18 protein-coding genes are annotated in these 26,189 nt (G+C 61.9%); 12 read left to right on the forward strand and 6 right to left on the reverse strand.

What is annotated here, in order from left to right:
• The first annotated feature begins 24 nt into the window (after positions 1-24).
• Complete coding sequence (locus HX807_RS01865; protein WP_177049105.1) at positions 25-2,058, forward strand: type VI secretion system tip protein VgrG; 2,034 nt, start codon at positions 25-27, stop codon at positions 2,056-2,058.
• Positions 2,055-2,768, forward strand: coding sequence for a DUF4123 domain-containing protein (locus HX807_RS01870; protein WP_023659354.1), 714 nt, complete (start codon positions 2,055-2,057; stop codon positions 2,766-2,768). The genes HX807_RS01865 and HX807_RS01870 overlap by 4 nt, the downstream gene beginning before the upstream one ends.
• Here the strand turns inward: HX807_RS01870 and HX807_RS01875 are convergent.
• The gene (locus tag HX807_RS01875) at positions 2,754-4,031 is read right to left on the reverse strand and encodes an O-acetylhomoserine aminocarboxypropyltransferase/cysteine synthase family protein (protein ID WP_177049106.1); all 1,278 of its coding nucleotides are present in this window, start codon (positions 4,029-4,031) and stop codon (positions 2,754-2,756) included. The two genes, HX807_RS01870 and HX807_RS01875, sit on opposite strands and share 15 nt — an antisense overlap.
• Before the next feature lie 174 nt (positions 4,032-4,205).
• Between HX807_RS01875 and HX807_RS01880 the strand changes: the two genes are divergently transcribed.
• Positions 4,206-5,042, forward strand: coding sequence for a 23S rRNA (adenine(2030)-N(6))-methyltransferase RlmJ (locus tag HX807_RS01880; protein ID WP_076015494.1), 837 nt, complete (start codon positions 4,206-4,208; stop codon positions 5,040-5,042).
• 123 nt (positions 5,043-5,165) lie between these two features.
• Here the strand turns inward: HX807_RS01880 and msrA are convergent, their stop codons facing one another.
• The 4 genes from msrA to aceE all read right to left on the reverse strand — a co-directional run bounded on the left by msrA (position 5,166) and on the right by aceE (position 13,203).
• Positions 5,166-5,813 carry a peptide-methionine (S)-S-oxide reductase MsrA gene (gene msrA, locus HX807_RS01885; protein ID WP_003209436.1) on the reverse strand — a complete coding sequence of 216 codons (648 nt, stop codon included), beginning with the start codon at positions 5,811-5,813 and terminating at the stop codon, positions 5,166-5,168.
• Positions 5,814-5,887: 74 nt separating this feature from the next.
• The gene (locus HX807_RS01890; protein ID WP_003209437.1) at positions 5,888-8,578 is read right to left on the reverse strand and encodes a bifunctional diguanylate cyclase/phosphodiesterase; all 2,691 of its coding nucleotides are present in this window, start codon (positions 8,576-8,578) and stop codon (positions 5,888-5,890) included.
• Between the two features lie 315 nt (positions 8,579-8,893).
• A complete protein-coding gene (gene aceF / locus HX807_RS01895; RefSeq protein ID WP_003209438.1) occupies positions 8,894-10,546 on the reverse strand; it encodes a dihydrolipoyllysine-residue acetyltransferase in 1,653 nt (550 codons plus the stop codon).
• 11 nt (positions 10,547-10,557) lie between these two features.
• Positions 10,558-13,203 (reverse strand): pyruvate dehydrogenase (acetyl-transferring), homodimeric type, encoded by a 2,646-nt coding sequence (aceE, locus tag HX807_RS01900; protein WP_003209439.1) that lies wholly within the window; start codon positions 13,201-13,203, stop codon positions 10,558-10,560.
• A gap of 383 nt (positions 13,204-13,586) precedes the next feature.
• Between aceE and glnE the strand changes: the two genes are divergently transcribed.
• The 8 genes from glnE to HX807_RS01940 are packed head-to-tail and all read left to right on the forward strand — an operon-like array spanning position 13,587 to position 23,528.
• Positions 13,587-16,526, forward strand: a complete 2,940-nt coding sequence (gene glnE / locus HX807_RS01905) for a bifunctional [glutamate--ammonia ligase]-adenylyl-L-tyrosine phosphorylase/[glutamate--ammonia-ligase] adenylyltransferase (protein ID WP_087692499.1) — start codon at positions 13,587-13,589, stop codon at positions 16,524-16,526.
• 55 nt (positions 16,527-16,581) lie between these two features.
• Entirely contained in the window at positions 16,582-17,616 is a 1,035-nt protein-coding gene (gene waaF / locus HX807_RS01910) for a lipopolysaccharide heptosyltransferase II (RefSeq protein ID WP_087692498.1), read from the forward strand.
• Between the two features lies 1 nt (position 17,617).
• Positions 17,618-18,676 (forward strand): lipopolysaccharide heptosyltransferase I, encoded by a 1,059-nt coding sequence (gene waaC, locus HX807_RS01915; RefSeq protein ID WP_003209442.1) that lies wholly within the window; start codon positions 17,618-17,620, stop codon positions 18,674-18,676.
• Entirely contained in the window at positions 18,676-19,800 is a 1,125-nt protein-coding gene (locus HX807_RS01920) for a glycosyltransferase family 4 protein (protein WP_003209448.1), read from the forward strand. Before waaC ends, HX807_RS01920 begins: the two co-directional genes overlap by 1 nt.
• Entirely contained in the window at positions 19,797-20,603 is an 807-nt protein-coding gene (gene rfaP / locus HX807_RS01925) for a lipopolysaccharide core heptose(I) kinase RfaP (RefSeq protein ID WP_003209450.1), read from the forward strand. Before HX807_RS01920 ends, rfaP begins: the two co-directional genes overlap by 4 nt.
• On the forward strand, positions 20,603-21,337 hold the full coding sequence (locus HX807_RS01930) for a lipopolysaccharide kinase InaA family protein (RefSeq protein ID WP_177049107.1): 735 nt from the start codon (positions 20,603-20,605) through the stop codon (positions 21,335-21,337). Before rfaP ends, HX807_RS01930 begins: the two co-directional genes overlap by 1 nt.
• Positions 21,334-22,086, forward strand: coding sequence for a lipopolysaccharide kinase InaA family protein (locus tag HX807_RS01935; protein WP_134325630.1), 753 nt, complete (start codon positions 21,334-21,336; stop codon positions 22,084-22,086). The genes HX807_RS01930 and HX807_RS01935 overlap by 4 nt, the downstream gene beginning before the upstream one ends.
• Positions 22,086-23,528 (forward strand): lipopolysaccharide kinase InaA family protein, encoded by a 1,443-nt coding sequence (locus HX807_RS01940; RefSeq protein ID WP_177049108.1) that lies wholly within the window; start codon positions 22,086-22,088, stop codon positions 23,526-23,528. The genes HX807_RS01935 and HX807_RS01940 overlap by 1 nt, the downstream gene beginning before the upstream one ends.
• A 66-nt stretch (positions 23,529-23,594) precedes the next feature.
• On the opposite strand, the gene HX807_RS01945 is transcribed toward HX807_RS01940, so the two are convergent.
• On the reverse strand, positions 23,595-25,685 hold the full coding sequence (locus tag HX807_RS01945; protein WP_177049109.1) for a TonB-dependent receptor: 2,091 nt from the start codon (positions 25,683-25,685) through the stop codon (positions 23,595-23,597).
• Positions 25,686-25,842: 157 nt separating this feature from the next.
• Between HX807_RS01945 and HX807_RS01950 the strand changes: the two genes are divergently transcribed.
• On the forward strand, positions 25,843-26,175 hold the full coding sequence (locus tag HX807_RS01950; protein ID WP_010169294.1) for a YceK/YidQ family lipoprotein: 333 nt from the start codon (positions 25,843-25,845) through the stop codon (positions 26,173-26,175).
• Positions 26,176-26,189: the final 14 nt, after the last annotated feature.

A 26,189-nucleotide genomic window follows, 5' to 3' on the forward strand; every position in this document is an offset into this window, starting at 1 on the left:
CCACTACTCGCAGAGAAACACCGGATGTTCGCTCCTGCCAATCAAAGTGCCTTTAGCCTGACCCTCGACGGTGTGCCCAGTGATCTCAAGGTACGTGAGTTCACGGGCGATGAATTCATCAGCCTGCCCTATCGTTTTGACCTTGAACTGGTCAGCGAGCAACCCGACCTTGACCTGGAAAGCTTGATGCATCGCCAGGCGTTCCTGGGGTTTGATGCGCATGGCCATGGTATTCATGGCCAGGTCTATCGGGTGGCACAAGGCGACTCGGGCAAGCGCCTGACGCGTTATCAGATCACGCTGGTTCCGCGGTTGGCTTATCTTGAGCACAGCGCTCACCAGCGGATTTTCCAGAGCCGGACGGTGCCGCAGATCATTGCACTGGTGCTGGAAGGGCAGGGTATCCAGGCGGATGCCTTCTCGTTTCAACTGAGCGGGGTGTACCCCGAGCGTGAGTACTGCGTTCAGTTTGGCGAAACCGATCTGGCGTTCATCCAGCGCTTGTGCGCCGAGTCGGGCATTCACTACCACTTCCAGCATCACCCCGAGCGCCACCTTTTGGTGTTCGGCGATGACCAGAGCGTGTTCGCCCAGCCTGAGCAAGCCACTCAATACGCGGCGGGTTCGGGGATGGTTGCCGACACGCCGGTGATCAAGCGTTTTACCCTGCGGTTGAAGACCCGTACCACCGATGTGAATCTGCGGGACTACGACTTCAGAAAGCCACGCCTGAGCTTGGAAAGCACGGCGTCCGGCGGCCAGCGTCCCATGCTGGAGGAACAGTGTTATCCCGGGAATTTTACGGATCGCGCTCATGGTAAATACCTGGCGCAACGTAGGTTGGAGCACCATCGCGGTGACTTTCGCCAGGCCAGTGGCCATAGCGACCAGCCGTCCCTGGTCAGCGGGCAGTTCCTGAGGATGGAAGGGCATCCTCGCCAGGAATGGAATGATTTGTGGCTGGTCACCCAGGTGACGCATGCAGGGCGCCAGCCTCAGGTGCTGGAGGAGTCGGCCATCGACGCCTCAGGTGATGAATCGGCTCAGGGCTACAGCAATCACTTTGTCGTAACGCCATGGGAGGTGCCGTTTCGAACACCGCTGCTGGTATCGCGACCGCCGGTGTCTGGCTATCAAAACGCCGTGGTTACAGGGCCGGCAGGCAGCGAGATCCATTGTGACGAGTATGGCCGGGTCAAGGTGCAGATGGCCTGGGATCGCGCCGGGGAGCACGACGAACATTCCAGTTGCTGGCTGCGGGTGGCCAGTGGCTGGGCCCATGAGCACTACGGCTCGGTGTTGATCCCGCGGGTGGGCATGGAGGTGCTGGTGGGTTTCGTCGACGGCGACGCCGACACGCCGCTGGTGGTCGGTTGCCTGGCCAATGCCGCCACGCCGGTGCCGCTGGACCTGCCAGCCGACAAGACCCGCAGCATCTTCCGTAGCCAGACCAGCCCCGGCGGCGGTGGCTACAACGAGCTGCGCATCGAGGACCGCAAGGGTGCCGAGGAAATCTACCTGCGCGCCCAGCGCAACTGGACCCAGCATGTACTGCACGACCAGCACGTGCAGGTCGACAACCAGCGCGATGTGATCGTCAAAGGCCTTGATCGTCACGAGCTTCAGGGCGAAGAACAGCGCACCACCCACGGCAACCGCCTGACCGAACTCAAGCAGGACGATCACCTGATGGTCGCGGGCTCCCAGCAGGTACGTGCCGGGTTGACCATTCACATCGGTGCCGGGCAAAACGTCGTTATTGATGCGGGTGCCAGCGTGACCCTCCAGGCCGGTGGGCAGTGGATCAACGTTTCGGCGGGCGGGATTTTCAGCAGCACGCAAATCCAGCTTGGCGGCGCCCCGGCACCGGCGGGAGCGCCGCTGACGCCGGGGCTGCAGGAAAAGTTGCTGGCGGTAATACCTGCACCGTTGAGTGCCGTCCAGGTGTTAAGCCTGAAGCGCAGCGCACCCTTTTGCGAAGAGTGCGAGCGCTGCAGGAATGGCGTGTGCAATACGCCCCTGCATCGCAATACATCACTGCCCGCGGGTGCGCCATGATTTCTCCCGGGCAGTGGCTTGAGGCTGCGCCGTTGCAGGCGGGCGAGCAGTTGTTTGTGGTGATGGGCAATGCCAGCGACTGCAAGCCGCTCGATGCGTGGCGGCGTACCGACGGACGTGCACTTAGCCCCATCTGGGCGGGCAGCGAGTATGCAGCGTGGGAGGAGGTCATGCCCTACGTCGCGGTGGTCGCCGTGGACAGCGCTTTTCTGAAATGGGCCGCCGAATGCGAAGGTATCGACTGGGGTTGGCTGGCGGTGTCGTCCTGTTCCTTGCACACCGTCGTCGAGCATCTGCGCAGCCTGACCAAGGTACTGTTGCCGGAAGGGCCGGCGGTGTTCTTTCGCTTCTGGGACGGTGCTTATGTCCTGCCTGTGTTGCAGGCGCTGGGGCCACAGGCAAAGGAGTTGCTCCCGGTGTTCAGTCGCTACTGGATCAATGGTCGCCAGCATGAGGTAGCGGTTACGGCGGCGGGAGCGGCAAAGCCCGGCCCATGGTGGCAAGTGCCGCCGCATGTTCTCCAGCACCTGGGTGAGCAATCGAGCGTTACGCAGGTGGACAACCTGTTGCAGTGGCTGGAAGAACAGCGCCCGGACCTGTACAGCGCCTTTGTGCCGGCGACCTTGAAGCACAAGGTCGCCTACTTCGTGCGCCGGCCGGATGTCAGCCATCAGGCGCTGGCCGCCTGGCTGGCCTCAGAGCTGGGTTGAGGTCAGCGACTGCTGCAGGTCCTCGATCAGGTCTTCAATGGCCTCGATGCCCACCGACAGGCGAATCATCTCCGGCTTCACCCCGGCCTTCGCCTGCTCCTGTTCATTCATCTGGCGATGGGTGGTGGACGCCGGGTGGCAGGCCAGGGACTTGGCATCGCCAATGTTCACCAGGCGCTTGAAGATCTGCAGCGAATCGTAGAAACGCACGCCCGCCTGATAACCACCCTTCAGGCCGAAGGACAGAATCGCCGACGGTTTGCCCTGCATGTATTTCTGCGCCAGGTGATGGTGGGGGTGATCCGGCAGGCCGGCGTAGCTGACCCACTCCACCAGTGCGTGGTCTTGCAGGAAGTGGGCAATCTTCAAGGCGTTTTCGGTGTGGCGCTCCATGCGCAGGGCCAGGGTTTCCAGGCCTTGCAGCAGCAGGAATGCATTCATCGGCGCCAGGGCCGCGCCGGTGTTGCGCAGCGGCACGGTACGGGCGCGGGCAATGAACGCCGCCGGGCCGAATTTTTCGGTGTAGACCACACCGTGATAGGCCGGCTCCGGCTGGTTGAGGCCGGGGAATTTCTCCGGGTACTGGGTCCAGGGAAAGGTGCCGCTGTCGACGATCACGCCACCCAGCGAGTTGCCGTGGCCGCCCACGTATTTGGTCACCGAATGCACGACGATGTCCGCGCCGAACTGGATCGGCTTGCACAGGATTGGCGTGGCCACGGTGTTGTCCACCATCAGCGGCACGCCACGGGCGTGGGCGACGTTGGCCAGGGCTTCGATATCGATGATATTGCCTGCCGGGTTGCCGATGCTCTCGCAGTACACCAGTTTGGTGTTGTCATCGATCAGCTCGGCGATGGCTTCGGCGGAGTCGTCACGGGCGAAGCGCACGTCAACGCCGAAGCTCGGCAGCAAGTGGGCGAACAGGGTGTAGGTGCCACCGTACAGCTGCGGGGTGGTGACGATGTTGTCACCGGCACGGGTCAGGGTCTGGATCGCGTAGTGGATCGCCGCGCTGCCGGCCGACACCGCCAGGGCCGCGATGCCGCCTTCCAGCGCCGCGATGCGTTGCTCCAGCACGTCGTTGGTGGGGTTCATGATGCGCGTGTAGATATTGCCGGGCACGTCGAGGTTGAACAGGTCGGCGCCGTGCTGGGCGTTATCGAATTCGAAAGCGACGTTCTGGTAGATCGGCACGGCGACGGCCTTGGTAGTCGGGTCCGACTTGAAGCCATGGTGCAAAGCGATGGTGGCGTCTTTCATGAGTTGTTATGACCTCCATGGATAATTGCTCGCCACAATAAATCCGCTTTCGCACCGCCAATTAGACTATTTTCGGCAGCGCCCCTGTGTTTGCGGCATAAGCGCCACCTGACGTGCAGCCCTGCACCTTTGCCTGCGTAAAAGGTAAACTTCGCCCCCTGCGCAGGAGCAACCATGAATTATCGTCACGCCTTTCACGCCGGCAACCACGCCGATGTCTTCAAACACCTGACCTTGACCCGCCTCATCGCCCTGATGTCGCGCAAGGAGCAGCCGTTTGCCTATCTCGACACCCACGCCGGCATTGGTCTGTACGACCTGCAGGGCGACCAGGCGAACCGTACCGGTGAATACCTGGAAGGCATCGCCCGCCTGTGGGGCCAGGCCGACCTGCCGCCGCTGACCGCCGATTACATGCGTGTGCTGCACGAGATGAACCCGGATGGCGAATTGCGCTACTACCCGGGTTCGCCGGAGCTGGCGCGACGCCTGACTCGTCCTCAGGACCGCGTGCTGCTCAACGAAAAGCACCCGGAAGACGGCCTGCTGCTCAAGGACAACATGAAGGGTGATCGTCGGGTGAAAGTCCACCTTGGCGAAGGTTGGCACGTGCCGCGGGCATTGCTGCCGGTGCCGGAAAAGCGTGCGTTGATGTTGATAGACCCGCCGTTCGAGAAGCTCGACGAGATGCAGCGCTGCGCCGCGTCCCTCAAGGAAGCCGTGAGCCGGATGCGCCAGACAGTGGCTGCGATCTGGTACCCGGTGAAGGACCAGCGCATGCTGCGCCGCTTCTACCAGGACCTGGCCGGTACCGGTGCGCCGAAGTTGCTGCGGGTGGAATTGCTGGTGCATCCGCTGGACACGCCCAACACCCTGACCGGTTCGGGTCTGGCGATTGCCAATCCGCCGTGGGGGCTGGAGGAGGAGTTGCGTGAGCTGCTGCCGTGGTTGTCCAAGCAGCTTGGGCAAACCCAGGGTGGCTGGCAGATGGATTGGCTTATCGCCGAGTAACTGATCGTTCCCACGCTCTGCGTGGGAACGCATCCTGTGACGCTCTGCGTCACGAATTTCAGAGCGGACGCGGAGCGCCCAGAGCGGCATTCCCACGCAGAGCGTGGGAACGATCTGGTGCAATCAGATCGGGCAGGTCACGCCGGTGCCGCCGATTCCGCAGTAACCCTGCGGATTCTTCGCCAGGTACTGCTGGTGGTACGCCTCGGCGAAATACACCGTCGGCGCTTCTTCGATTTCGGTGGTGATGGTGCCCAGGCCGGCCTTGGTCAATTCCGCCTGATAAGCCTCTGCGCTGGCCTTCGCCGCCTCCAGGTGCTCCGGCTTGACCGCGTAGATCACCGAACGATACTGGCTGCCGATGTCATTGCCCTGGCGCATGCCCTGGGTCGGGTTGTGCAGTTCCCAGAACATTTTCAGCAGCTCTTCGTAGCTGATCTTGTCCTGGTCAAACACCACCAACACCACTTCGCTGTGGCCGGTCAGGCCCGAGCAGACTTCTTCATACGTCGGGTTCGGCGTGTAGCCGCCGGCATAGCCCACCACCGTGCTGACCACACCGTCGCGCTGCCAGAAACGACGCTCTGCACCCCAGAAGCAACCCAGGCCGAAGATCGCAAACTCTACGTTATCGACAAACGGGCCCAGCAGCGGGTTGCCGTTGACGAAGTGCGTCTCGGGCAGCGACATCGGGGTTTCACGGCCAGGCAAAGCTTGTTCTTGAGTGGGAAGCACGTTTTTATTCACCAGGATTTCCGAGCGCAAGACCATGATCAGTCCTCTCAGTCAGATTGAGTTACAAGTAAGAATTCAGACTGCCAGTGTGCCCGAGTGTTACCGCGCTGTCAGGCGATTGGCCCGCGAGGGTAGCGTTTAAGCATCGTCATCAGCTCGGCCCCCGGGATTGGCCGGTCGAACAGGTAGCCCTGGCCGACGTCGCAACGGTGGCGTCGCAGGAACGCCAGCTGCTCGGCGGTCTCGATGCCTTCGGCCACCACCTTTAGCTTGAGGTTGTGGGCCATGGCGATCACCGCCGAGGTGATTTCCATGTCGTCCTGGTTGTCCGGGATTTCATGGATGAAGCTGCGATCAATCTTGATGATGTCGATCGGGAATTTTTTCAGGTAGCTCAGCGACGAGTAACCGGTACCGAAGTCATCCATCGCCAGGGTCAAGCCGAAACTCTTCAGTTGGTCCAGTTGCAGGCGCGTGTCTTCGGTGGCTTCCAGCAGCAGGCCTTCGGTCAACTCCAGTTCCAGCAGGTTGGCCGGCAACTGTTCTTCCTTGAGGATCGTGGCAATCGAGGCCACCAGGTCCGGGTCGGAAAACTGCTTGGGCGACAGGTTGATCGCCACTTGCAGGTTGCCCATGCCGGCGGCGGTCAGCTGTCGGCTCATGCGGCAGGCCTGGCGGGCGATCCATTTGCCGATGGGGATGATCAGCCCGGTCTCTTCAGCCACGCTGATGAATTGATCGGGGCGGATCATGCCCTTTTCCGGATGGTTCCAGCGTAACAACGCTTCCATCCCCAGCAGACGACCGCTGCGCAGGCACAGCTTGGGCTGGTAGAACACGTCCAGTTCGTTCTGGGTCAGGGCGCGGCGCAGGTTGTTTTCCACGAACAGTTTGTAGCTGGCTTCGGCATTCAGCGCTTCGGTAAATACCTGCACCTGGTGTTTGCCGTTGGCCTTGGCCTTGTGCAGCGCCAGGCCGGCGTTGCGCATCAGGGTCTGCGGGTCGCGGCCATGCAGCGGCGCGCAGGCGAGGCCCACGGAGCCGGTGACGCTGATCAGCTGGTTGTCGACGAACATCGGCTTGTCGAGGGTGGCCAGCAACTGGCTGGCGACCTGCTGGCCGGTTTCAAGGTCGGTATCGTCCAGCAGCACGGCAAATTCGTTACTGGCAAACCGCGCCAGGCTGCCACTGGCGGTCAGGCTGTTGCGCAGGCGCCGGGCCAGGCTGATCAGCAGCTTGTCGCCGGTCTGGTGGCCGAGGCTGTCGTTGATCCGCTTGAAGTTGTCGATGTCCACCAGCAGCAGGCTGATGGGGCTGTCGCTGTCCCGGGCAAAGCGTTCGTCCAGGTTGCGGATGAACGCCGGGCGGTTGCCCAGGTTGGTCAGGTTGTCGGTGTAGGCCAGCCGCTCGATGCGCTGCTGGGCCAGCTTGGTCTGGGTGATGTCTTCGTAGATGCCGATGTAATGGGTCAACTCACGGTTGTCGCCATAAACCTTGGAGATCGACAACTGGCCCCAGTAGGGTTCGAGGTTCTTGCGCCGGCTCTTGAACTCACCTTGCCAACTGTTGCTCTTGGCCAGGCTTGAAGGCGCGTCGAACAGCAGCTCGCTGAGGTTCTCCAGTGCCGGCAGTTCCGACAGCTGGTGGCCGTGGACTTCTTCGGTGCTGTACTGGGTGATCGCGGTAAAGCTGGGGTTGACGTATTCCACCACGCCGTCGCAATTGACCAGCAGGAACGCATTGGCGCTTTGCTCCACGGCTCGCTGGAACAAGTGCAGGGCACTGGTGGCGGTGCGGCGGTTGTGGTTGTTGATCACCTGGGCGAACTGGTCGGCCAGCTCGCCGGCAAAGGCGATCTCGTCGGACTGCCAGACGCGGGTGCTGCCACTTTGCTCCAGGCACAACACGCCGACCACGTTGCCATCGACGCGGATGCTGGCGTCGAGCATGGCGTGGATGTCCCGCGGGCGCAGGCTCTCGGCCATTTCACGCGTGCGTGGGTCGCGCATGGCGTTGGTGGCGTCGATGGCACGGCTGGTTTGCAGGGCTTCCAGGTAATCCGGGAAGCCACTGGCATCGATAGACTCTGGCAGGTGGTGCTGCTGATCGGCGCGGTGATAAGCGGAAATCGGCACCAGATGCTGGTTTTCGAGGTTCCAGATGCTCGCGCAGTCGATCTGGTAGATATCGCAGGCACTGCGGGTGATCAGCTCGGCGGCTTCCTGCAGCGAGTTGTTGGTGCTGTAGCGCTGGCGGGCCAGCAGCAGGATCAATTCCTGCTGGGCGCGTACCCGCTCAAGGTGTTGCAGTTGTTCTTGCTGGGCGCGCTGGTTGAGTTCCAGGGCAATCTGCAAGCGGCTGTTCTGGCTCTCCAGGTCTGCCGCAGGGGCCGGTGGGAGATCACTGAACAGGCCGTCGACCACCATCAGGTAGCCGCGCAGCAGGTGACGATTGTGTTGTTTGTAGGCTTCACCCAGTTCCAGCAGGCTCAACGGGCCGTCGTTGGTGTGCAGGGTGTAGCGCACCAGGTAATGCGGGCTGATGGTCAGCTGTTCCTGGATCGCATCATGCAGCTGATAGCGCGCCTGGGGCTCCATCAGGCTGGCGTAGGGCGAGCCGATCAGGGCGCACAGTTCCATCGCGGGCAGGCCGAACTGGCGTTCGCAATTGGGGTCGAGGTACAGCAGGGCCCAGCTAGCCTCATTAAGCCGCTCGAAACGCAGCATACCGAGGCGCGAAGGCACCGGTAATTGCGTTACTACCTCGGCCGCCGTACGGGCGACATCGGGTTGGCTTTTCATGGGGAAACTCGCTTGGAAAAATGCGCATCGCGCCGGGCTCACGCCCTCTTTACTGTTGCCTGCGGCAAGGTTGCATCATGCAGCACAGGCTGACAAGAGAGGATGAAGGCTAAGTGCTATAAGTGGGTTATCGGCCAGCGAGCGGTTTTCTGCAACCGGGGTGATGGGCGGTGTACAACCTCGATTTCCGTGTCCAGGTTTTCCCTGGAAAGCAGGCAAAAAAAGCCCCGCCAATTGGCGGGGTTGAGGTACGAGCGTGGCGCTCGGAAATCGTTGAAGCCAGGTCTTCTGCATGGGCAGAAGACCTGTTGTGGCTTAAAGCAGGATGGTGCGGATGTCGTTCAGCAACTGGCTCAGGCGCTGGGTGAAGCGTGCGGCAGCCGCGCCGTTGATCACACGGTGATCGTAGGACAGCGACAGTGGCAGCATCAGCTTCGGCTGGAACGCTTTACCGTCCCACACAGGCTGGATAGTGGCCTTGGAAACACCCAGGATCGCCACTTCCGGCGCGTTGACGATTGGCGTGAAGCCAGTGCCGCCAATGTGCCCGAGGCTGGAGATGGTGAAGCACGCGCCCTGCATGTCGTCCGGGGTGAGCTTCTTGTCGCGGGCCTTGGCAGCCAGTGCAGCAGCCTCAGCGGCAAGCTGCAGCAGGCTCTTCTGGTCGACGTTCTTGATGACCGGTACCAGCAGGCCATCCGGAGTGTCAACGGCAAAGCCGATGTGCACGTACTTCTTGCGAATGATCGCCTTGCCGCTTGGCGCCAGCGAACTGTTGAAGTCCGGCAGTTCCTTGAGCAAATGTGCGCAAGCCTTGAGCAGCAGGGGCAGCACGGTCAGCTTCACGCCGGCCTTCTCGGCCACGGCTTTCTGCGCAACGCGGAATGCTTCCAGGTCGGTGATGTCGGCCTGGTCGAACTGGGTCACGTGCGGGATGTTCAGCCAGCTGGCGTGCAGGCCGGCCGCGCCGATTTGCATCAGGCGGGTCATCGGCACTTCTTCGATTTCGCCGAAGCGGCTGAAGTCGACGGTGCGGATCGGCGGAATGCCCGAGCCACCGGTAGCAGCGCCGGCAGCCGGAGCTTCCTTGGCCTTCTGCATCATGGATTTGACGTAAACCTGCACGTCTTCCTTGAGCACGCGACCGTGAGGACCGCTGGCGGTTACCGCGCTCAACTCGACGCCGAATTCACGGGCCAGTTGGCGCACGGCAGGGCCGGCATGAACCTTGGCACCGCTTGGCGCAGGTGCAGCCGCCGGAGCCGGTGCGGCCTCGGCTTTTGCAGCAGGCGCAGGTGCAGGCGCGGCGGCAGCCGGTGCGGCTTCAGCCTTGGCGGCCGGAGCAGCGGCGGCTGGAGCGGCAGCAGCAGGAGCCGAAGCGCCCGCTACTTTCAGCTTGAGGATGAAGTCACCAGTGCCGACTTCGTCTTCCAGCTTCACGGCAATGCTTTCCACCACACCGGCAGCCGGCGAAGGGATTTCCATGGAGGCCTTGTCGGACTCCAGGGTGATCAGCGATTGATCGGCTTCGACGGTGTCGCCGACTTTAACCAGCAGCTCGATGATCTTGGCCTTGCCCGACGAACCGATGTCCGGAACATGAATGTCCTGGACTGTTTCGGCGGCAGGTGCAGCCGCCGGAGCCGCAGGGGCCTCGGCAGCAGCGGCAGGCTTCTCGGCGGCAGGAGCCGGGGCAGCAGCAGGAGCGGCCGCCGCAGGGGCCGCATCAGCGGCACCTTCGATTTCCAGCTCAAGCAGTTCGTCGCCTTCTTTCAGGCGGTCGCCCAGCTTCACTTTCAGGCTTTTGACCACGCCGGCCTTGGGAGCAGGGATTTCCATGCTCGCCTTGTCCGATTCCAGGGTCAGGATGCTCTGGTCGGCTTCGACGGTGTCGCCGACCTTCACAAACAGTTCAATTACTTCACCTTCACCGCTGCCGATGTCAGGTACGCGAATGAGTTCGCTCACAGAAAGTCTCCTCAGCAGTCCAGTGGGTTGCGTTTTTCCGGGTTGATCCCGAACTTGACGATAGCGTCTGCTACCACCTTGGGTTCGATTTCACCACGGTCAGCCAAGGCTTCCAGGGCTGCCAACACCACGAAGTGACGGTCGACTTCGAAGAAGTGACGCAGCTTCTTGCGGCTGTCACTACGGCCGAAACCGTCGGTGCCCAGGACTTTGAATTCCTTGGACGGTACCCACTGACGAATTTGTTCAGCAAACAGCTTCATGTAGTCGGTAGAGGCGATAACCGGACCCTTACGGCCAGCCAGGCACTCTTCGACGTAGGTGCGCGCAGGCTTCTGGCCCGGGTGCAGGCGGTTGCTGCGCTCTACGGCCAGGCCGTCGCGACGCAGTTCGTTGAAGCTGGTAACGCTCCATACGTCAGCACCGACGTTGAACTCTTCACGCAGGATTTTTGCAGCTTCACGCACTTCGCGCAGGATGGTGCCGGAGCCCATCAGTTGCACGTGGTGAGCGGCTTCCTTGGTGTCTTCTTCGAGCAGGTACATGCCCTTGATGATGCCTTCCTCGACACCGGCCGGCATGGCTGGCTGCTGGTAGGACTCGTTCATCACGGTGATGTAGTAGAAAACGTCCTGCTGCTCTTCGGTCATCTTCTTCATGCCGTCCTGGATGATCACCGCCAGCTCATAGCCGTAGGTTGGATCAAAGGTGCGGCAGTTCGGGATGGTGCCCGCCAGGATGTGGCTGTGACCGTCTTCGTGTTGCAGGCCTTCGCCGTTCAGCGTGGTCCGCCCGGCAGTACCGCCGATCAGGAAGCCACGGGTACGGCTGTCGCCTGCTGCCCAAGCCAGGTCGCCAATACGCTGGAAACCGAACATCGAGTAGAAGATGTAGAACGGCAGCATCGGCTGGTTGTGGCTGGAGTACGAAGTACCGGCAGCGATGAAGGAGCTCATGGCGCCCGCTTCGTTGATGCCTTCTTCGAGGATCTGGCCCTTCTTGTCTTCCTTGTAGAACATCACCTGGTCTTTATCGACTGGCTCGTAGAGCTGGCCGACGGAGGAGTAGATGCCCAGCTGACGGAACATGCCTTCCATACCGAAGGTACGGGCTTCGTCCGGGATGATCGGCACGATACGCGAGCCGATTTCCTTGTCCTTGACCAACTGCGCGAGGATCCGCACGAAGGCCATGGTGGTGGAGATTTCACGGTCGCCCGAGCCGTCCAGGATCGCCTTGAGGGTATCCAGTGGCGGAGTCGGGATGTTGAAGCTCTTGGCGCGGCGCTGTGGCACGAAACCGCCCAGTGCAGTGCGACGCTCGCTGAGGTAGCGGGCTTCGGCGCTGTTTGGCTCCGGCTTGAAGAACGGCAGGTTCTCCAGCTCTTCGTCCTTGACCGGAATGTCGAAGCGGTCGCGGAACAACTTCAGGCTGTCGACATCGACTTTCTTGGTGTTGTGCGCAGTGTTCTTCGCTTCTCCGGCACCGGTGCCATAACCCTTGATGGTCTTGGCCAGGATGACGGTCGGTTGTTCTTTGTGGTTGACCGCTTCGTGGTACGCCGCGTAGACCTTGTACGGGTCGTGGCCGCCACGGTTGAGTTTCCAGATCTCGTCGTCGGACAGGTCTGCAACCATTGCCTTGAGTTCAGGCGTGTTGAAGAAGTGTTCACGTACGAACGCGCCGTCTTTGGCTTTGTAGTTCTGGTACTCGCCGTCGATGACTTCGTCCATGCGACGTTGCAGGATGCCGTCGACGTCCTTGGCCAGCAGTGGGTCCCAGAAACGGCCCCAGATGACTTTGGTCACGTTCCACTGAGCACCACGGAACACGCCTTCGAGTTCCTGGATGATCTTGCCGTTGCCGCGAACCGGGCCGTCGAGGCGCTGCAGGTTGCAGTTGATGACGAAGATCAGGTTGTCCAGCTTCTCGCGGCCGGCCAGGGAGATAGCGCCCAGAGATTCCGGCTCGTCACACTCGCCGTCGCCCAGGAAGCACCAGACTTTCTGCTTGCCTTCAGGGATGAAGCCACGGGCTTCCAGGTACTTCATGAAGCGTGCCTGGTAGATCGCCTGGATCGGGCCCAGGCCCATGGATACCGTCGGGAACTGCCAGAAATCAGGCATCAGCCAAGGGTGCGGATAGGACGAGAGGCCCTGGCCGTCGACTTCCTGGCGGAAGTTGTTCATTTGTTCTTCCGTGATGCGGCCTTCCATGAACGCACGGGCGTAGACGCCTGGCGAGGTGTGGCCCTGGAAGTAGATCAGGTCGCCGCCATGTTCTTCGGTCGGGGCCTGGAAGAAGTAGTTGAAGCCGATGTCATACAGGGTTGCGCTGGAAGCGAAGCTGGAGATGTGACCGCCCAGGTCAGAATCTTTCAAGTTCGTGCGCATTACCATCGCCATGGCGTTCCAGCGTACCAGCGAGCGAATGCGGCGTTCCATGAACAGGTCGCCAGGCATGCGTGCTTCGTGGGTTACCGGGATGGTGTTGCGATACGGCGTGGTGATGGCGTAGGGCAGTTGCGAGCCGCTGCGGGTCGCGAGTTCGCCCATACGGGTCATCAGGTAGTGAGCACGGTCTTCGCCTTCTTTGTCGAGAACCGATTCCAGGGCGTCCAGCCATTCCTGGGTTTCGACGGGATCGAGGTCTTGCATGGCTTGCTCCAGGGCGGAAAGGCTACCAGAATCGGTTGCCTGAAGTTTGCGACTGGCCTTGTGGGCAGACGACATAAATTCTTGGATGGCCGAAGGTTGCTTCGGCGTCCTGTAGTTTTACTACAAATCGTCGGCCATTTCAGCCTTTCGAATGTATATACGAGTAGTAAAACTACACAAGACTGAGCGGATTGCTCGGTCTAGCTGGCGAGCATAATCGTTATTGTTGATCTTTTGCGAACAAGAAAGGGTAGAGATTTGATGTTGACTGCCAAAAAAGAAAAATTTTCAGCTATTTCTAACCTTTGTTCGACAGTCCTTCACCGAGCGTGGTTCTTGCGTTCACAGCTACAAGCCCTTTACGCGCCGATCAAGGATAGACCATGAGCCTTCCAATGCAGGCCGAACTCCCGGCCATCCTGCTTCCATTTGCCAAGCGGGCCGAGCAGTCATTTCGTGACGCCGTGGCCGGATTGGACGGCGATAATGGCCTTTCTGAGTGGACGCCGCAACGTTGGGCTGACTTCGCCCGTGTGTGCGCCGCCAGTGATTTCGTCATTGAACAGAGTGTTCGTGACCCTTTGATGTTGCTCGAGCTGGTGGCCTGGGGCGAACTGGACCGCAGCTTTGCCCCCGGCGAGCTGTGCGGACAGATTGCAACGGCCGTGCAACAAGCCGAGACAGAAGACGAACTGGGCCGGGTTCTGCGCCGCCAGCGCACCCGCCAGCAGGTGCGGATCATCTGGCGCGACCTGACCCGACAGGCGGACCTGGTGCAAACCTGCCGCGACCTGTCGGACATGGCCGACGCCAGCATCGACCAGGCCTATCAGTGGTTGTACCAGCGCCACTGCGTATTGTTCGGCACACCCACGGGCCGTCGCAGCGGCGAACCGCAGCACATGGTCATCCTCGGCATGGGCAAGCTCGGCGCAGTGGAGCTGAACCTGTCGTCCGACATCGACCTGATCTTCGCCTACCCCGAAGGCGGCGACACGGTTGGCGTGAAGCGCTCGCTGGACAACCAGGAGTTCTTCATCCGCCTTGGTCAAAAACTGATCAAGGCCCTGGACCCGATGACCGTCGACGGCTTTGTGTTCCGGGTCGACATGCGCCTGCGACCTTACGGTTCAGCCGGGGCGCTGGTGCTCAGCTTCAACGCGCTGGAGCAGTACTACCAGGACCAGGGCCGCGACTGGGAACGCTACGCCATGATCAAGGCGCGGGTGGTGGCCGGTGACCAGGTGGCCGGTGCGCAACTTCTCGACATGCTGCGACCGTTTGTCTACCGGCGTTACCTGGACTTCTCCGCCATCGAAGCGCTGCGCACCATGAAGCAGCTGATCCAGCAGGAAGTGCGGCGCAAGGGCATGGCCGAGAACATCAAGCTCGGCTCGGGCGGCATCCGTGAAGTCGAATTTATCGCCCAGGCGTTCCAGCTGATCCACGGTGGCCGTGACCTGAGCCTGCAGCAGCGCCCACTGTTAAAAGTGCTGGGTACCCTGGAAGGCCAGGGTTACCTGCCGCCGGCGGTGATCGCCGAGCTGCGCGATGGCTATGAATTCCTGCGCTACACCGAGCACGCGATCCAGGCGATCGCCGATCGCCAGACGCAGATGCTCCCGGATGGCACCGAAGACCAGGCGCGGATTGCCTTCATGCTGGGCTTTCCGGACTGGACCGCGTTTCATGAGCGCCTGATGTACTGGCGTGGCCGGGTGGACTGGCATTTCCGCCAGGTGATTGCCGATCCGGATGAAGAAGAGGGCGAAGAGAGCGAGTTGATGGTGGGCGGTGAGTGGTTGCCGTTGTGGGAAGAGTCCCAGGACGAGGAAGCCGCCTGCCGTCAGTTGCAGGAAGGCGGTTTTACCGACGCGCCCAAAGCCTTGAAAACCCTGGCCGGCCTGCGCAGCAGTCCGCAATTGCGTGCCATGCAGCGCCTGGGTCGCGAGCGTCTGGATGCATTTATCCCGCGCTTGCTGGCCCAGGCCGTCGAACATGCCAACCCGGACCTGGTACTGGAGCGCGTCCTGCCCTTGGTCGAAGCCGTCGCCCGGCGTTCCGCTTATCTGGTGTTGCTGACGGAAAACCCCGACGCCCTGCGTCGCCTTCTGACCCTGTGCGCCGCCAGCCCATGGATTGCCGAGCAGATCACCCGCTTCCCGCTGCTGCTGGACGAACTGCTCAACGAAGGCCGCCTGTTCAAGCCGCCGCTGGCGCCGGAACTGGCCGCCGAATTGCGCGAGCGCCTGACGCGCATCCCCGAAGATGACCTTGAGCAGCAGATGGAGGCCCTGCGCCACTTCAAGCTGGCCCACCGCCTGCGGGTGGCCGCCTCGGAAATCGCCGGCAGCCTGCCGTTGATGAAAGTCAGCGACTACCTGACCTGGCTCGCCGAAGCCATCCTCGAACAAGTGCTGGCCCTGGCCTGGCGCCAGACGGTTGCCCGCTACGGCTCGCCGCAACGGGTGGACGGCACCTTGTGCGATCCTGGCTTCATCATTGTCGGTTATGGGAAAGTCGGCGGCATCGAATTGGGGCATGGTTCGGACCTGGACCTGGTGTTTATCCATGACGGTGACCCCCAGGCCGAAACCGACGGTGCCAAGCCGATCGATGGCGCGCAGTTCTTTACCCGGCTGGGGCAGCGAATCATTCATCTGCTGACCACCCAGACCAACTCGGGCCAGTTGTATGAAGTGGACATGCGCCTGCGGCCTTCGGGCGCATCCGGTTTGCTGGTGAGTTCCCTGGGCGCATTTGCGCGTTATCAGGAAAACGAAGCCTGGACCTGGGAGCACCAGGCGCTGGTGCGTGCGCGAGTGCTGGTAGGCAGTCAGGATGTGGGCCGTGCTTTCGAGCAGGTACGGGCGCAAGTGCTGGGCCGCGCACAGGACCTGGACAAGCTGCGCCAGGAGGTCAGCGAGATGCGCGCCAAGATGCGCGACAACCTCGGCACCAAGTCCACGGCGGCGGGAACGGCGGCGAATGCCTTCGAACCCACGGCGTCGTTCGACCTCAAGCAGGACGCCGGAGGTATCGTCGATATTGAATTTATGGTGCAATACGCGGCTCTGGCGTGGTCTGCGCAACATCCATCGTTGCTGCGCTACACCGACAATATCCGCATTCTGGAAGGCCTGGAGCAGGTCGGGCTGATGCCCGCCGCCGATGCCCATTTGCTGCGCGAGGTGTATAAAGCCTACCGTTCCGCCGCTCACCGCCAGGCCCTGCAGAACGAGGCCGGTACGGTGGCCGGGGACCAGTTCGCTGACGAACGGCGCCAGGTGCAGCGAATCTGGCATGAACTGGGGTTAAGCTGAAACACTATATAAGGCGGGGAGGCATGAGCCTCCCCGTATCGTTTGTGGAAACTACATGAATATTCTGATCGTTGGGCCCAGTTGGGTCGGTGACATGGTGATGGCGCAGACACTGTTCCAGTGCCTCAAGCAACGTCATCCCGACTGCCAAATCGACGTGCTCGCCCCCGAGTGGAGCCGGCCGATCCTTGAGCGCATGCCCGAGGTGCGTCAGGCCTTGAGCTTCCCGCTCGGCCACGGCGCGCTGGAGCTGGCGACCCGTCGACGCATCGGCAAGTCCCTGGCCGGCCAGTACGATCAGGCGATCCTGTTGCCCAACTCGATGAAGTCGGCACTGGTGCCGTTCTTCGCCGGTATTCCCAAGCGCACCGGCTGGCGTGGCGAGTTTCGCTATGGCCTGCTCAACGACGTACGCAAGCTCGACAAGGCCCGTTACCCACTGATGATCGAGCGCTTCATGGCCCTGGCCTACGCGCCGGGAGCCGAGTTGCCGACGCCTTATCCGCGCCCGAGCCTGCAAATCGACCCGGTCACCCGCGACGCCGCCCTGGCCAAGTTCGGCCTGGAGCTGGACCGTCCGGTGCTGGCGCTGTGCCCTGGCGCCGAGTTTGGCGAGTCCAAGCGCTGGCCTTCGGAGCATTACGCCAAGGTTGCGGAGATGAAGATTCGCGAGGGCTGGCAAGTCTGGCTGTTCGGCTCGAAAAACGATCATTCGGTGGGCGAGGATATTCGCCAGCGCTTGATCCCGGGGCTGCGCGAAGAGGCGGTCAACCTGAGCGGCGACACATCCCTGGCCGAGGCCATCGACCTGCTGTCCTGTGCCGACTCGGTGGTGTCCAACGACTCCGGCCTGATGCACGTGGCCGCGGCGCTGAACCGCCCGCTGGTGGCAGTGTATGGCTCGACGTCTCCCGGGTTTACCCCACCGCTGGCCGACAAGGTCGAAGTGGTGCGCCTGGGCCTGGATTGCAGCCCGTGTTTTGATCGCACCTGCCGCTTCGGCCACTACAACTGCCTGCGCCAGTTGCTGCCGCAACCTGTCAGCGACGCGTTGCAGCGGTTGCAGGGCACTGTGGTCGAGGTTCGTTAAGTTGCGGGTTCTGGTAATCAAGACCTCATCCCTGGGCGATGTGATTCATGCCTTGCCGGCGTTGACCGACGCGGCGCGGGCGATCCCGGGAATCCGGTTTGACTGGGTGGTGGAAGAAGGCTTCGCCGAGATTCCCACCTGGCACCCGGCGGTGGACAAGGTGATCCCGGTGGCGATCCGCCGCTGGCGCAAGAACCTCTGGCAGACCTTCAAGAGTGGCGAATGGCGGCGCTTCAAGAAGAGCGTGCAGTCGACCAAATATGACCTGGTGATCGACGCCCAGGGCCTGCTGAAAAGTGCCTGGCTGACCCGCTACGTACGTGCCCCGGTGGCCGGTTTCGACAAACAGTCGGCTCGCGAGCCATTGGCGGCGCACTTCTATTCCCGACGCCTGGCCGTGGCCCGTGGGCAGCACGCGGTGGAGCGCTTGCGCCAGCTGTTTGCCGTCGCCCTCGGTTATGACCTGCCAAAAGGCCTGGGCGACTACGGCCTCAGTGTCGACAAGCTGCTGGGCCTGCCGCCGAAAAAACCGTTTGTACTGCTGCTGCACGGCACCACCTGGGACACCAAGCACTGGCCGGAAGCCTACTGGCGCGACCTGGCCGAACGCATGGACCGCTTTGGCGTGGACGTGAAGTTGCCGTGGGGCAATGCCGCCGAAAAAGCCCGGGCTGAACGCCTGGCCCAGGGCCTGAAAAACGCCGAAGTGCTGCCCAGGCTGAACCTCGCGGGCGTGGCCCGGGTGCTGGCGGGTGCGAAGGCGTGTGTCGCGGTCGACACCGGCCTTGGCCACTTGGCCGCAGCGCTGGATGTGCCAACGATTTCCCTGTTCGGCCCTACCAATCCTGGCCTGACCGGGGCTTATGGCAAGGCGCAGATTCACCTGGCCAGCGACTTCCCGTGTGCGCCATGCCTGCAAAAGAAATGCACTTATCAACCGACTGCCGAAGACCAGCGTCGGTTCGATCTCAAGCGCGAGTGGCCCCTGTGCTTCACTCGCCTGAACCCTGAGCGTGTCGCAACTCGTTTAAGCACGTTGTTACTGGCTGAGGAACACTGATGCAACTGGCTTTTGTCCTCTACAAATACTTCCCCTTTGGTGGCCTGCAGCGCGACTTCATGCGCATTGCCCTGGAGTGCCAGCAGCGCGGGCATCAGATTCGCGTCTATACGCTGATCTGGGAGGGTGACGTGCCGCCGGGCTTTGAAGTGCTGGTGGCGCCGGTCAAGGCGCTGGTCAACCATCGGCGCAATGAAAAGCTCTACGCCTGGATCCAGGCCGACCTGGCCAAGCGCCCGGTCGACCGCGTGGTGGGCTTCAACAAGATGCCGGGGCTGGACCTGTACTTCGCCGCCGACGGCGTGTTCGAAGACAAGGCGCAGAACCTGCGCAACCCGATGTATCGCTGGTTCGGCCGGTACAAGCACTTTGCCGAATACGAGCGTGCAGTGTTCGACAAAGACGCCAAGACGCAGATCATGGTGCTGTCCGAACACCAGCAGCAGCTGTTCACCCAGTATTACGGGACCCAGGCCGAGCGTTTTCATTTGTTGCCGCCGGGCATCGCCCGCGACCGCCGCGCGCCGCCCAATGCTGCCGAGATCCGCGCCGAGTTTCGTCGCGAATTCGGCCTGGCCGACGATGATTTGCTGCTGGTGCAGATTGGCTCGGGCTTCAAGACCAAGGGCGTCGATCGCAGCCTCAAGGCCGTGGCCGCGCTGCCGTCGAGCCTGAAGAAACGCACCCGGCTATTTGTAATCGGCCAGGACGACCCCAAAGTATTCCAATTGCAGAGTGCTGCGCTGGGCCTGGGCGACCAGGTGCAGTTCTTCAAGGGCCGCAGCGACATCCCGCGCTTTCTGCTGGGCGCCGACCTGTTGATCCACCCCGCGTACAACGAGGCGGCCGGCATGGTGCTGATCGAAGCGGTGGTCGCCGGCCTCCCGGTGCTGGTGAGCAAGGTCTGCGGCTACGCGTTTTATATCGACAAGGCCCAGAGTGGCCGGGTGTTGGACGAACCGTTCGAGCAGGCCCAGCTCAACCAGTACCTGGTGGATATGCTCGACGATCCACAAGCGCGCGCGGCCTGGAGCCGCAATGGTCTGGCCTTCGCTGAGACGGCCGACCTCTATAGCATGCCGCAGTACGCTGCGGACCTGATTCTGGCGGAGCCAAACCGATGAAGTTGATTCTTGCCGAACCGTTCAAGACCCTGTGGGCCGGACGCGATGCGTTCGCCGAAGTCGAGAAGCTGGACGGCCAGGTGTTTCGTGAGCTGGCCGCGCGCCGTACCCTGCGTACGGAAGTGGAAGGCCGCCATTATTTTGTAAAGATCCACCGGGGAATTGGCTGGGGTGAAATCCTCAAGAACCTGATCACGGCCAAGTTGCCTGTCTTGGGCGCGGGCCAGGAGTGGGACGCGATCCAGCGTCTGCGGGAGCTCGGCGTGCCCACCATGACGGGCGTGGCCTTTGGTGAAAAGGGCAGCAACCCGGCCGACCAGCACTCGTTCATCGTCACTGAAGAGCTGGCGCCTATCGTCAGCCTTGAAGACCTGACCATGGACTGGGTCAAACAGCCGCCCGTGCCGGCGATTCGGCATGCCTTGACCGTTGAGCTTGCGCGCACCCTGGGCACGATGCACCGGGGTGGCGTGAACCACCGTGATTGCTACCTGTGCCACTTCCTGTTGCACACCGACCAACCGGTTACCGTGCACAACATCAAGCTCTCGGTGATCGACCTGCACCGTGCCCAGGTGCGTTCGAAGATTCCCCGGCGCTGGCGTGACAAGGACCTGGCTGGGCTTTACTACTCCGCCCTGGAGATCGGTTTGACCCGGCGCGACAAACTGCGGTTTCTCAAGGCGTACTTCCAGCAACCTTTGCGTCAGATCCTGGGCGAGCAAAGCGCGCTGCTGTCGGCGTTGGAACGCATGGCCGCCAAGCTTTACGCACGCAAGCAACGATACGGGGATGCGCTCTGATGGCGGGTTGGAACCTGGAACCCGCTTACGCCGCCCTGGCGGATGACTTTGGTAGCCTGGAAGCCGTGTTCGCCCTGCAAGGCGAGCGGCTGACCCGCGATCCGTTGTCCGAAGTGATTCGCGTGGAACGCGGCGGGATCAACTATTACGTCAAGCGCTACGTCGGTGCGGGCAAGGGTTTGCGCCGCTATCTGGGCAAGCCACGAGTCAAGTCCGAATGGCAGAACCTCAAGCGCTTCGCGAAGTGGGGCATACCCACCGCCGATGTGATCGCCTGGGGCCTGGAGCGTAAAGGCCTGGCGTATCACCGCGGGGCGATGATCACGCGCGAGCTGCCGAAGACTGAAGACTTGTCGGCATTGGCCGAGCGCAATGACCCGCAACTGTCAGACCCGGTGTGGGTCAACAAGATCAGTCGCCAGCTCGCTGAATACACGCGGACCATGCACGACCACCGGTTTACCCACAACGATTTGAAGTGGCGCAACTTGTTGGTGGACGACCAGCAAACCCTGTACCTGATTGATTGCCCCAACGGCGATTTCTGGCGCGGGTTCTGGCTCAAATACCGCATCACCAAGGACCTGGCCTGCCTGGACAAGGTCGCCAAGTATCACTTGTCGGCCACCCAGCGCCTGCGCTTCTACATGCAATACCGTCAGCGCAAACACTTGAGCGCGGCGGACAAACAGCGAATTCGCCACGTGGTGAAGTTTTTCGAGGGGCGAGAATGAGTGATTTCCTGGCGGCCGAAGATCGAGCATTGCTTGAGCGCAACGGCCTCGGCACTTTCGACGCGCTGTGGGCCAAGCAACTGGATGCGGTGGACGAGCCCAATACCAGCCGCGGCGGCTGGAGCAGCGTGTTTCGCCTCGAACTCGAAGGCCAGGGCTACTACCTCAAGCGCCAGAGCAACTACCTGACGCGCACCTTGCACCGCCCGTTTGGCGAGCCGAGCTTTGCTCGCGAGTTTCGTAATATCAGCCGCTATCGGCAATTGGGTATTCCGGCATTGCAGGCGGCGTTTTTCGGTGAGCGCAAAGTGGCCGGAGAGCATCGGGCGATGTTGCTGACCCGGGCGCTGGATGGTTGGAATGACCTGGATTCATTGCTGGAGCAATGGTCTGAGTTGAGCGACGTGCAGCAGCGGGCAATCCTGCTGGCCTGCGGTCAGCTTGCTCGTCAGTTGCACAGCGTGAGCCAGGTGCATGGCTGTTTTTATCCCAAGCATATTTTCCTGCAAGCCACCGGCGACGGGTATGCGGCACAGTTGATCGACCTGGAGAAAACCCGCCCGCTGCTGTTCGGCTGGCGGGACCGGGTCAAGGACCTGGAACCGCTGCTGCGCCGTGCGCCGCAATGGTCGGACGATCAGGTTCGCCAGCTGTTGGCGGCCTACCTGGACCAGCCGCAGGACAGCGCATTGGTTGCCACCTGGCACCAGCGCCTGGCGGCCCGGCGCAGTCATAAGGAGAACCGCTGATGCGTTTGTCCGAACTGAAAAATGCCGGCCGCACGCCAAGCCTGCCCCTGAGCATCGAACTGGCAGACGCTGCCGGGCCTGGGCAGTTGCAACTGCTGAGCCTGCTGCGGGTATTGCCGGGCCAGCGTTATGTCGGCGCAGCTGTGTGGCGCGGGCGCCCGGTGCTGGCCAAATTGTTGGTGGGCAGCAAGGCGGCGCGGCATTTTCAGCGTGAACTCAAGGGCGTGCGGCTGTTGGCCGAGCAAGGCCTGACCACGCCGCTGTTGCTGGCCGATGGTCTGCAAGAGGGTGAGGGCGGTTGGCTGCTGTTCGAGTTTCTTGAAGGCGCCGACAGCCTGGCTGATGCGTGGCAGGCTGTTGAACACCTGCCGCCGCTGGCTGACCAGCAGCAAGCGGTGCTCGCCGAAGCGCTGGGTGCGATTGCGCAGATGCACGCCAAGGGCCTGTGGCAGGAAGACCTGCACCTGGACAACCTGCTGCGTCAGGACGGCAAACTGTATTTGATCGACGGCGCCGGGATCTGTGTCGAAGAAGCGGGCAAACCGCTGTCGCGCAACCGGGTGCTGGAAAACCTTGGGGTGTTTTTCGCGCAGTTGCCGAAAAACCTCGAGCCGTTTACCGAAGAGTTGCTGGTGTATTACCTGCTGAGCAATGGCGAACACGCGTTGCCGCTCGAAGCGTTGCAGAAGCAGGTACGCAAGGTCAGCGTCTGGCGCTTGAAGGATTTCCTGAGCAAGGTTGGCCGGGAGTGCACGCTGTTCAGCGTCGTGCGCGGGCCGTTCGCTCTGCGCGCGACTCGTCGTGAGGAAGAAGCGGCGATGCTGCCGGTGCTGGCGCAGGCCGATGCGCTGCTCGACCAGGGCCACCTGTATAAAACCGGTGGGGCGGCCAGTGTCGCCAAGGTCGAGGTGGCCGGTCGACCACTCGTGATCAAGCGCTACAACATCAAGGGGTTTGCCCATTGGCTCAAGCGCTTCTGGCGCCCGAGCCGGGCCTGGCATTCGTGGCGCGAAGGCAATCGCCTGGCGTTCCTCGGCATCGCTACGCCCAAGCCGCTGGCGTTGCTGGAAAAGCGCTTCCTGTGGCTGCGCAGCCGCGCGTATCTGGTGACCGAGTACCTGCCGGGGCCGGACATCATCGAGCGGTTCGCGCCGTATGTTGAGAGTGGCGAGGCACCCGTGGCCGAATTGCAGGCCCTGGATAATTTGTTCGCAGAGTTGATCCGCGAGCGCATCAGCCATGGGGATTTCAAGGGGCATAACCTGTTCTGGCACACGGATCGCTGGGCGCTGATCGACCTGGATTCGATGTGTCAGCACACGTCCTTGAGCAGCTTCGCTCCGGCATATGCCAGGGATCGGGCAAGGTTTATGCGTAACTGGCCTGAGAGCAGTGCGTTGTATCGGGTGATTGATCAGCGGTTGCCAAAGGCAGTGGGCTAGGGGTTTAGGGCCGCTGCGCGGCCCAACGGGAGCAAGCTCCCTCGCCACAAGTTCGATGGTCAGTTTCTAAAATGTGTACTCGGCGCCGGCGCCTGCATACCACGAGCGTCCCGGCGCTGCTTCGTAATAGCGGCCGTTGCCGTCTCCGACAATCACCGACCCCACATATTGGCGATCCAGCAAGTTATCCAGGCGCAGGGTCTGGTGGAACGTCCAGTGCTCCACCTTCTGCTCAAAGCGTGCACGCCAGTTGAACACGCTGTAGCCCGGTGCCGCGTGTTGCTGGTTGGTGTCTTCGACGTAGACCTTGCTGCGGTACATGCCTTCCACGGCGGTGCTGACCCAGTCCCGGGGTTTCCAGTTGAGCTCTGCGAACAGTGTGGTTTGTGGCACACCGGGGAGGTAGTTGCCTTTGTCCACCGGTTTGCCGCCGCCAATGAAGTCGCTGTCGTAGGTGGCTTGCAGGCGGGTGTAGGCGATGTTGGTACTCCACTGCTCGCTGAGCTGGCTTTCGATGCCCAGCTCGAAGCCGCGGCGCAGGGTGCGGCCGGCGTTCTGGTAGCTGGTGCGGCCACCGATCGATTGGTCCACCACCAGCTCGTCCTCGGTGGTGATCTGGAAAACAGCGGCGTTGACCCGGGTGTCGTTCAACTGTGCCTTCAAGCCCACTTCATACTGCGTGCTTTCCGACGGCTTCAGGCCGAAGTTGAACCCTTCGATGTTGCCCGGCGCGTACGCCAGTTCCGCCTGGGTTGGCGTCTCGAACCCCTTGCCGGCACTGACGTAGCCGTGCAGGTCGGGCGTGAAGGCGTACATCACGCTCACGGACGGTGTGTTCTTCTGATAGGTCTTGTTGCCGCTGGAGTCGCCGTTGCTCAGGAACTGGTCGTCGACATCCAGTTCCATGGTGCTGTGGCGTACCCCGGCTTGCAGGGTCCAGCGATTGATGGCCCAGTTGGCCTGGATGTAGGGGTCGAGGCTGCGGGCGGTGTCGATTTCATCCCGGCGCAACTGGCCTTTTACGCCAAGGGTGCTGCCGCTGTAGTTCTGGTAGCCGTGGCGGCTGTCTTCGCTCTGGTCGAAATCCAGGCCGGTGATGATCATCAGCTCGCCCGGCACGCTGTAGACCGGTTGCATCCAGCGCACGGAGCCGCCGTAGAACTTGCGGTCGAACTGCACCACGCCGCCGCCGCGTTCGTTGGCGGGCGTTCCCTTGGGAATCGACAGGTACTGAATCACGCTCCGTCGCCCGGTATAGGCATTCACCTGCAGTGTGGCGTCACCGAAATACCGCTCGTAATTCATCCCCAGTTGCTGGTGGTCGATGCTTTTGCGGGTGTTGTACAGCTCGGCGGCGCTGCTGACCGAGCGCGGGTCAGCCTTGTACGCATCCCACGCCTGCCCCAGCGGATCCTGCGTGCCGTTCTGTTCCAGGCTGCTGTAGATCAGCGCCAGTTTGCTGTCTTCATCGGGCTCGAAATTGAGCTTGGCAAAGGTCTGGTCGCGGCGGGCGCTGCTGTGGTCGCGATAACCGTCGGTGTCCATGCGCGAGGCGTCCAGCACGAAGCCTGCGCCGTCTGCCGCGCCTTCGGCGGTGAGGTGGTTCTTGCTCAGGCCGTCACTGCCCACCAGCGTCTCGGCACCGATGCGCGGCGGGCCTTCGCCGTTGCGGGAGAACATCTGGATCACGCCGCCGGCATTGCTGCCATACAGCGTGGCGGCCGGGCCGCGCAGGACTTCGATGCGCTCGGCGGTGTCGAGGTTGAACGTCGCCGCCTGGCCCTGACCGTCCGGGGTGCTGGCGGGTATGCCGTCGGCGATCAGCTTGATACCGCGCACACCAAATGCCGAGCGAGCACCGAAGCCACGGGAGGAAATCTGCAAGTCCTGGGCGTAGTTCTGGCGATTTTGAACCACCAGGCCGGGCACGCGGGACAGTGCCTCTGAAGCATTGATGCCCAGTTGGCCATCGCTGATTTGCTCGCGGCTGATGCTGTCCACCGAATACGGCAGGTCAAACGACGGGCTGGCACTGCGCGAACCGGTGACCACGCTGGGGTCCAGGACCAGTGGCGCTTCATCGGCCTGGGCGCTGCTGTACAGGCCAAGCAGTCCGGGAAGCAGCATCGCAAATCGAGTGGGTACAACAACTTTCATGAGTAAACCAGCATCCATGGCGCACAAAAGTGCGCGAGTTTAACGATTCAGCCAGCTTTTGCCATTTCGGAATCTTCTTACATGGCGCGGCGGTGCGTGGGGTCTGGGTCGCCAACAGGGCCGATGTTAGCGTTGCTGGCCATTCAGAGGGCTTGCCATGACGCTAAAAATGACTGCTGCGCTAAGCATTGGAATCCTTGTGTTGAGCGGCTGCGGAACGGCCAATACGCTGTTGCGCGAAGACGCAGCGGCGGCACGTGAACTCAGGAAGCAAAAAACCTACTGCCAGTCGATTCCCCGTGTCTACAGCGGGGTTGCCTTTGATTTCTGCCTGCTGCACGCCGCGCCGGACCTCACTGGCGTGCTGATGCCATTCGTTCTATTGGATATAACGGTCTCGGGCATTGTTGATACAGTGGTCCTGCCCTATACGGTCTACAAGCAAGGTACCGATGGCAACATCAGTATCTATTGGCGCCCGGGTTCATAAACGGATCCGGCAAG

Origin of the sequence: Pseudomonas sp. D8002 (genome assembly GCF_013385695.1) — a bacterium.
GTDB lineage: Bacteria > Pseudomonadota > Gammaproteobacteria > Pseudomonadales > Pseudomonadaceae > Aquipseudomonas.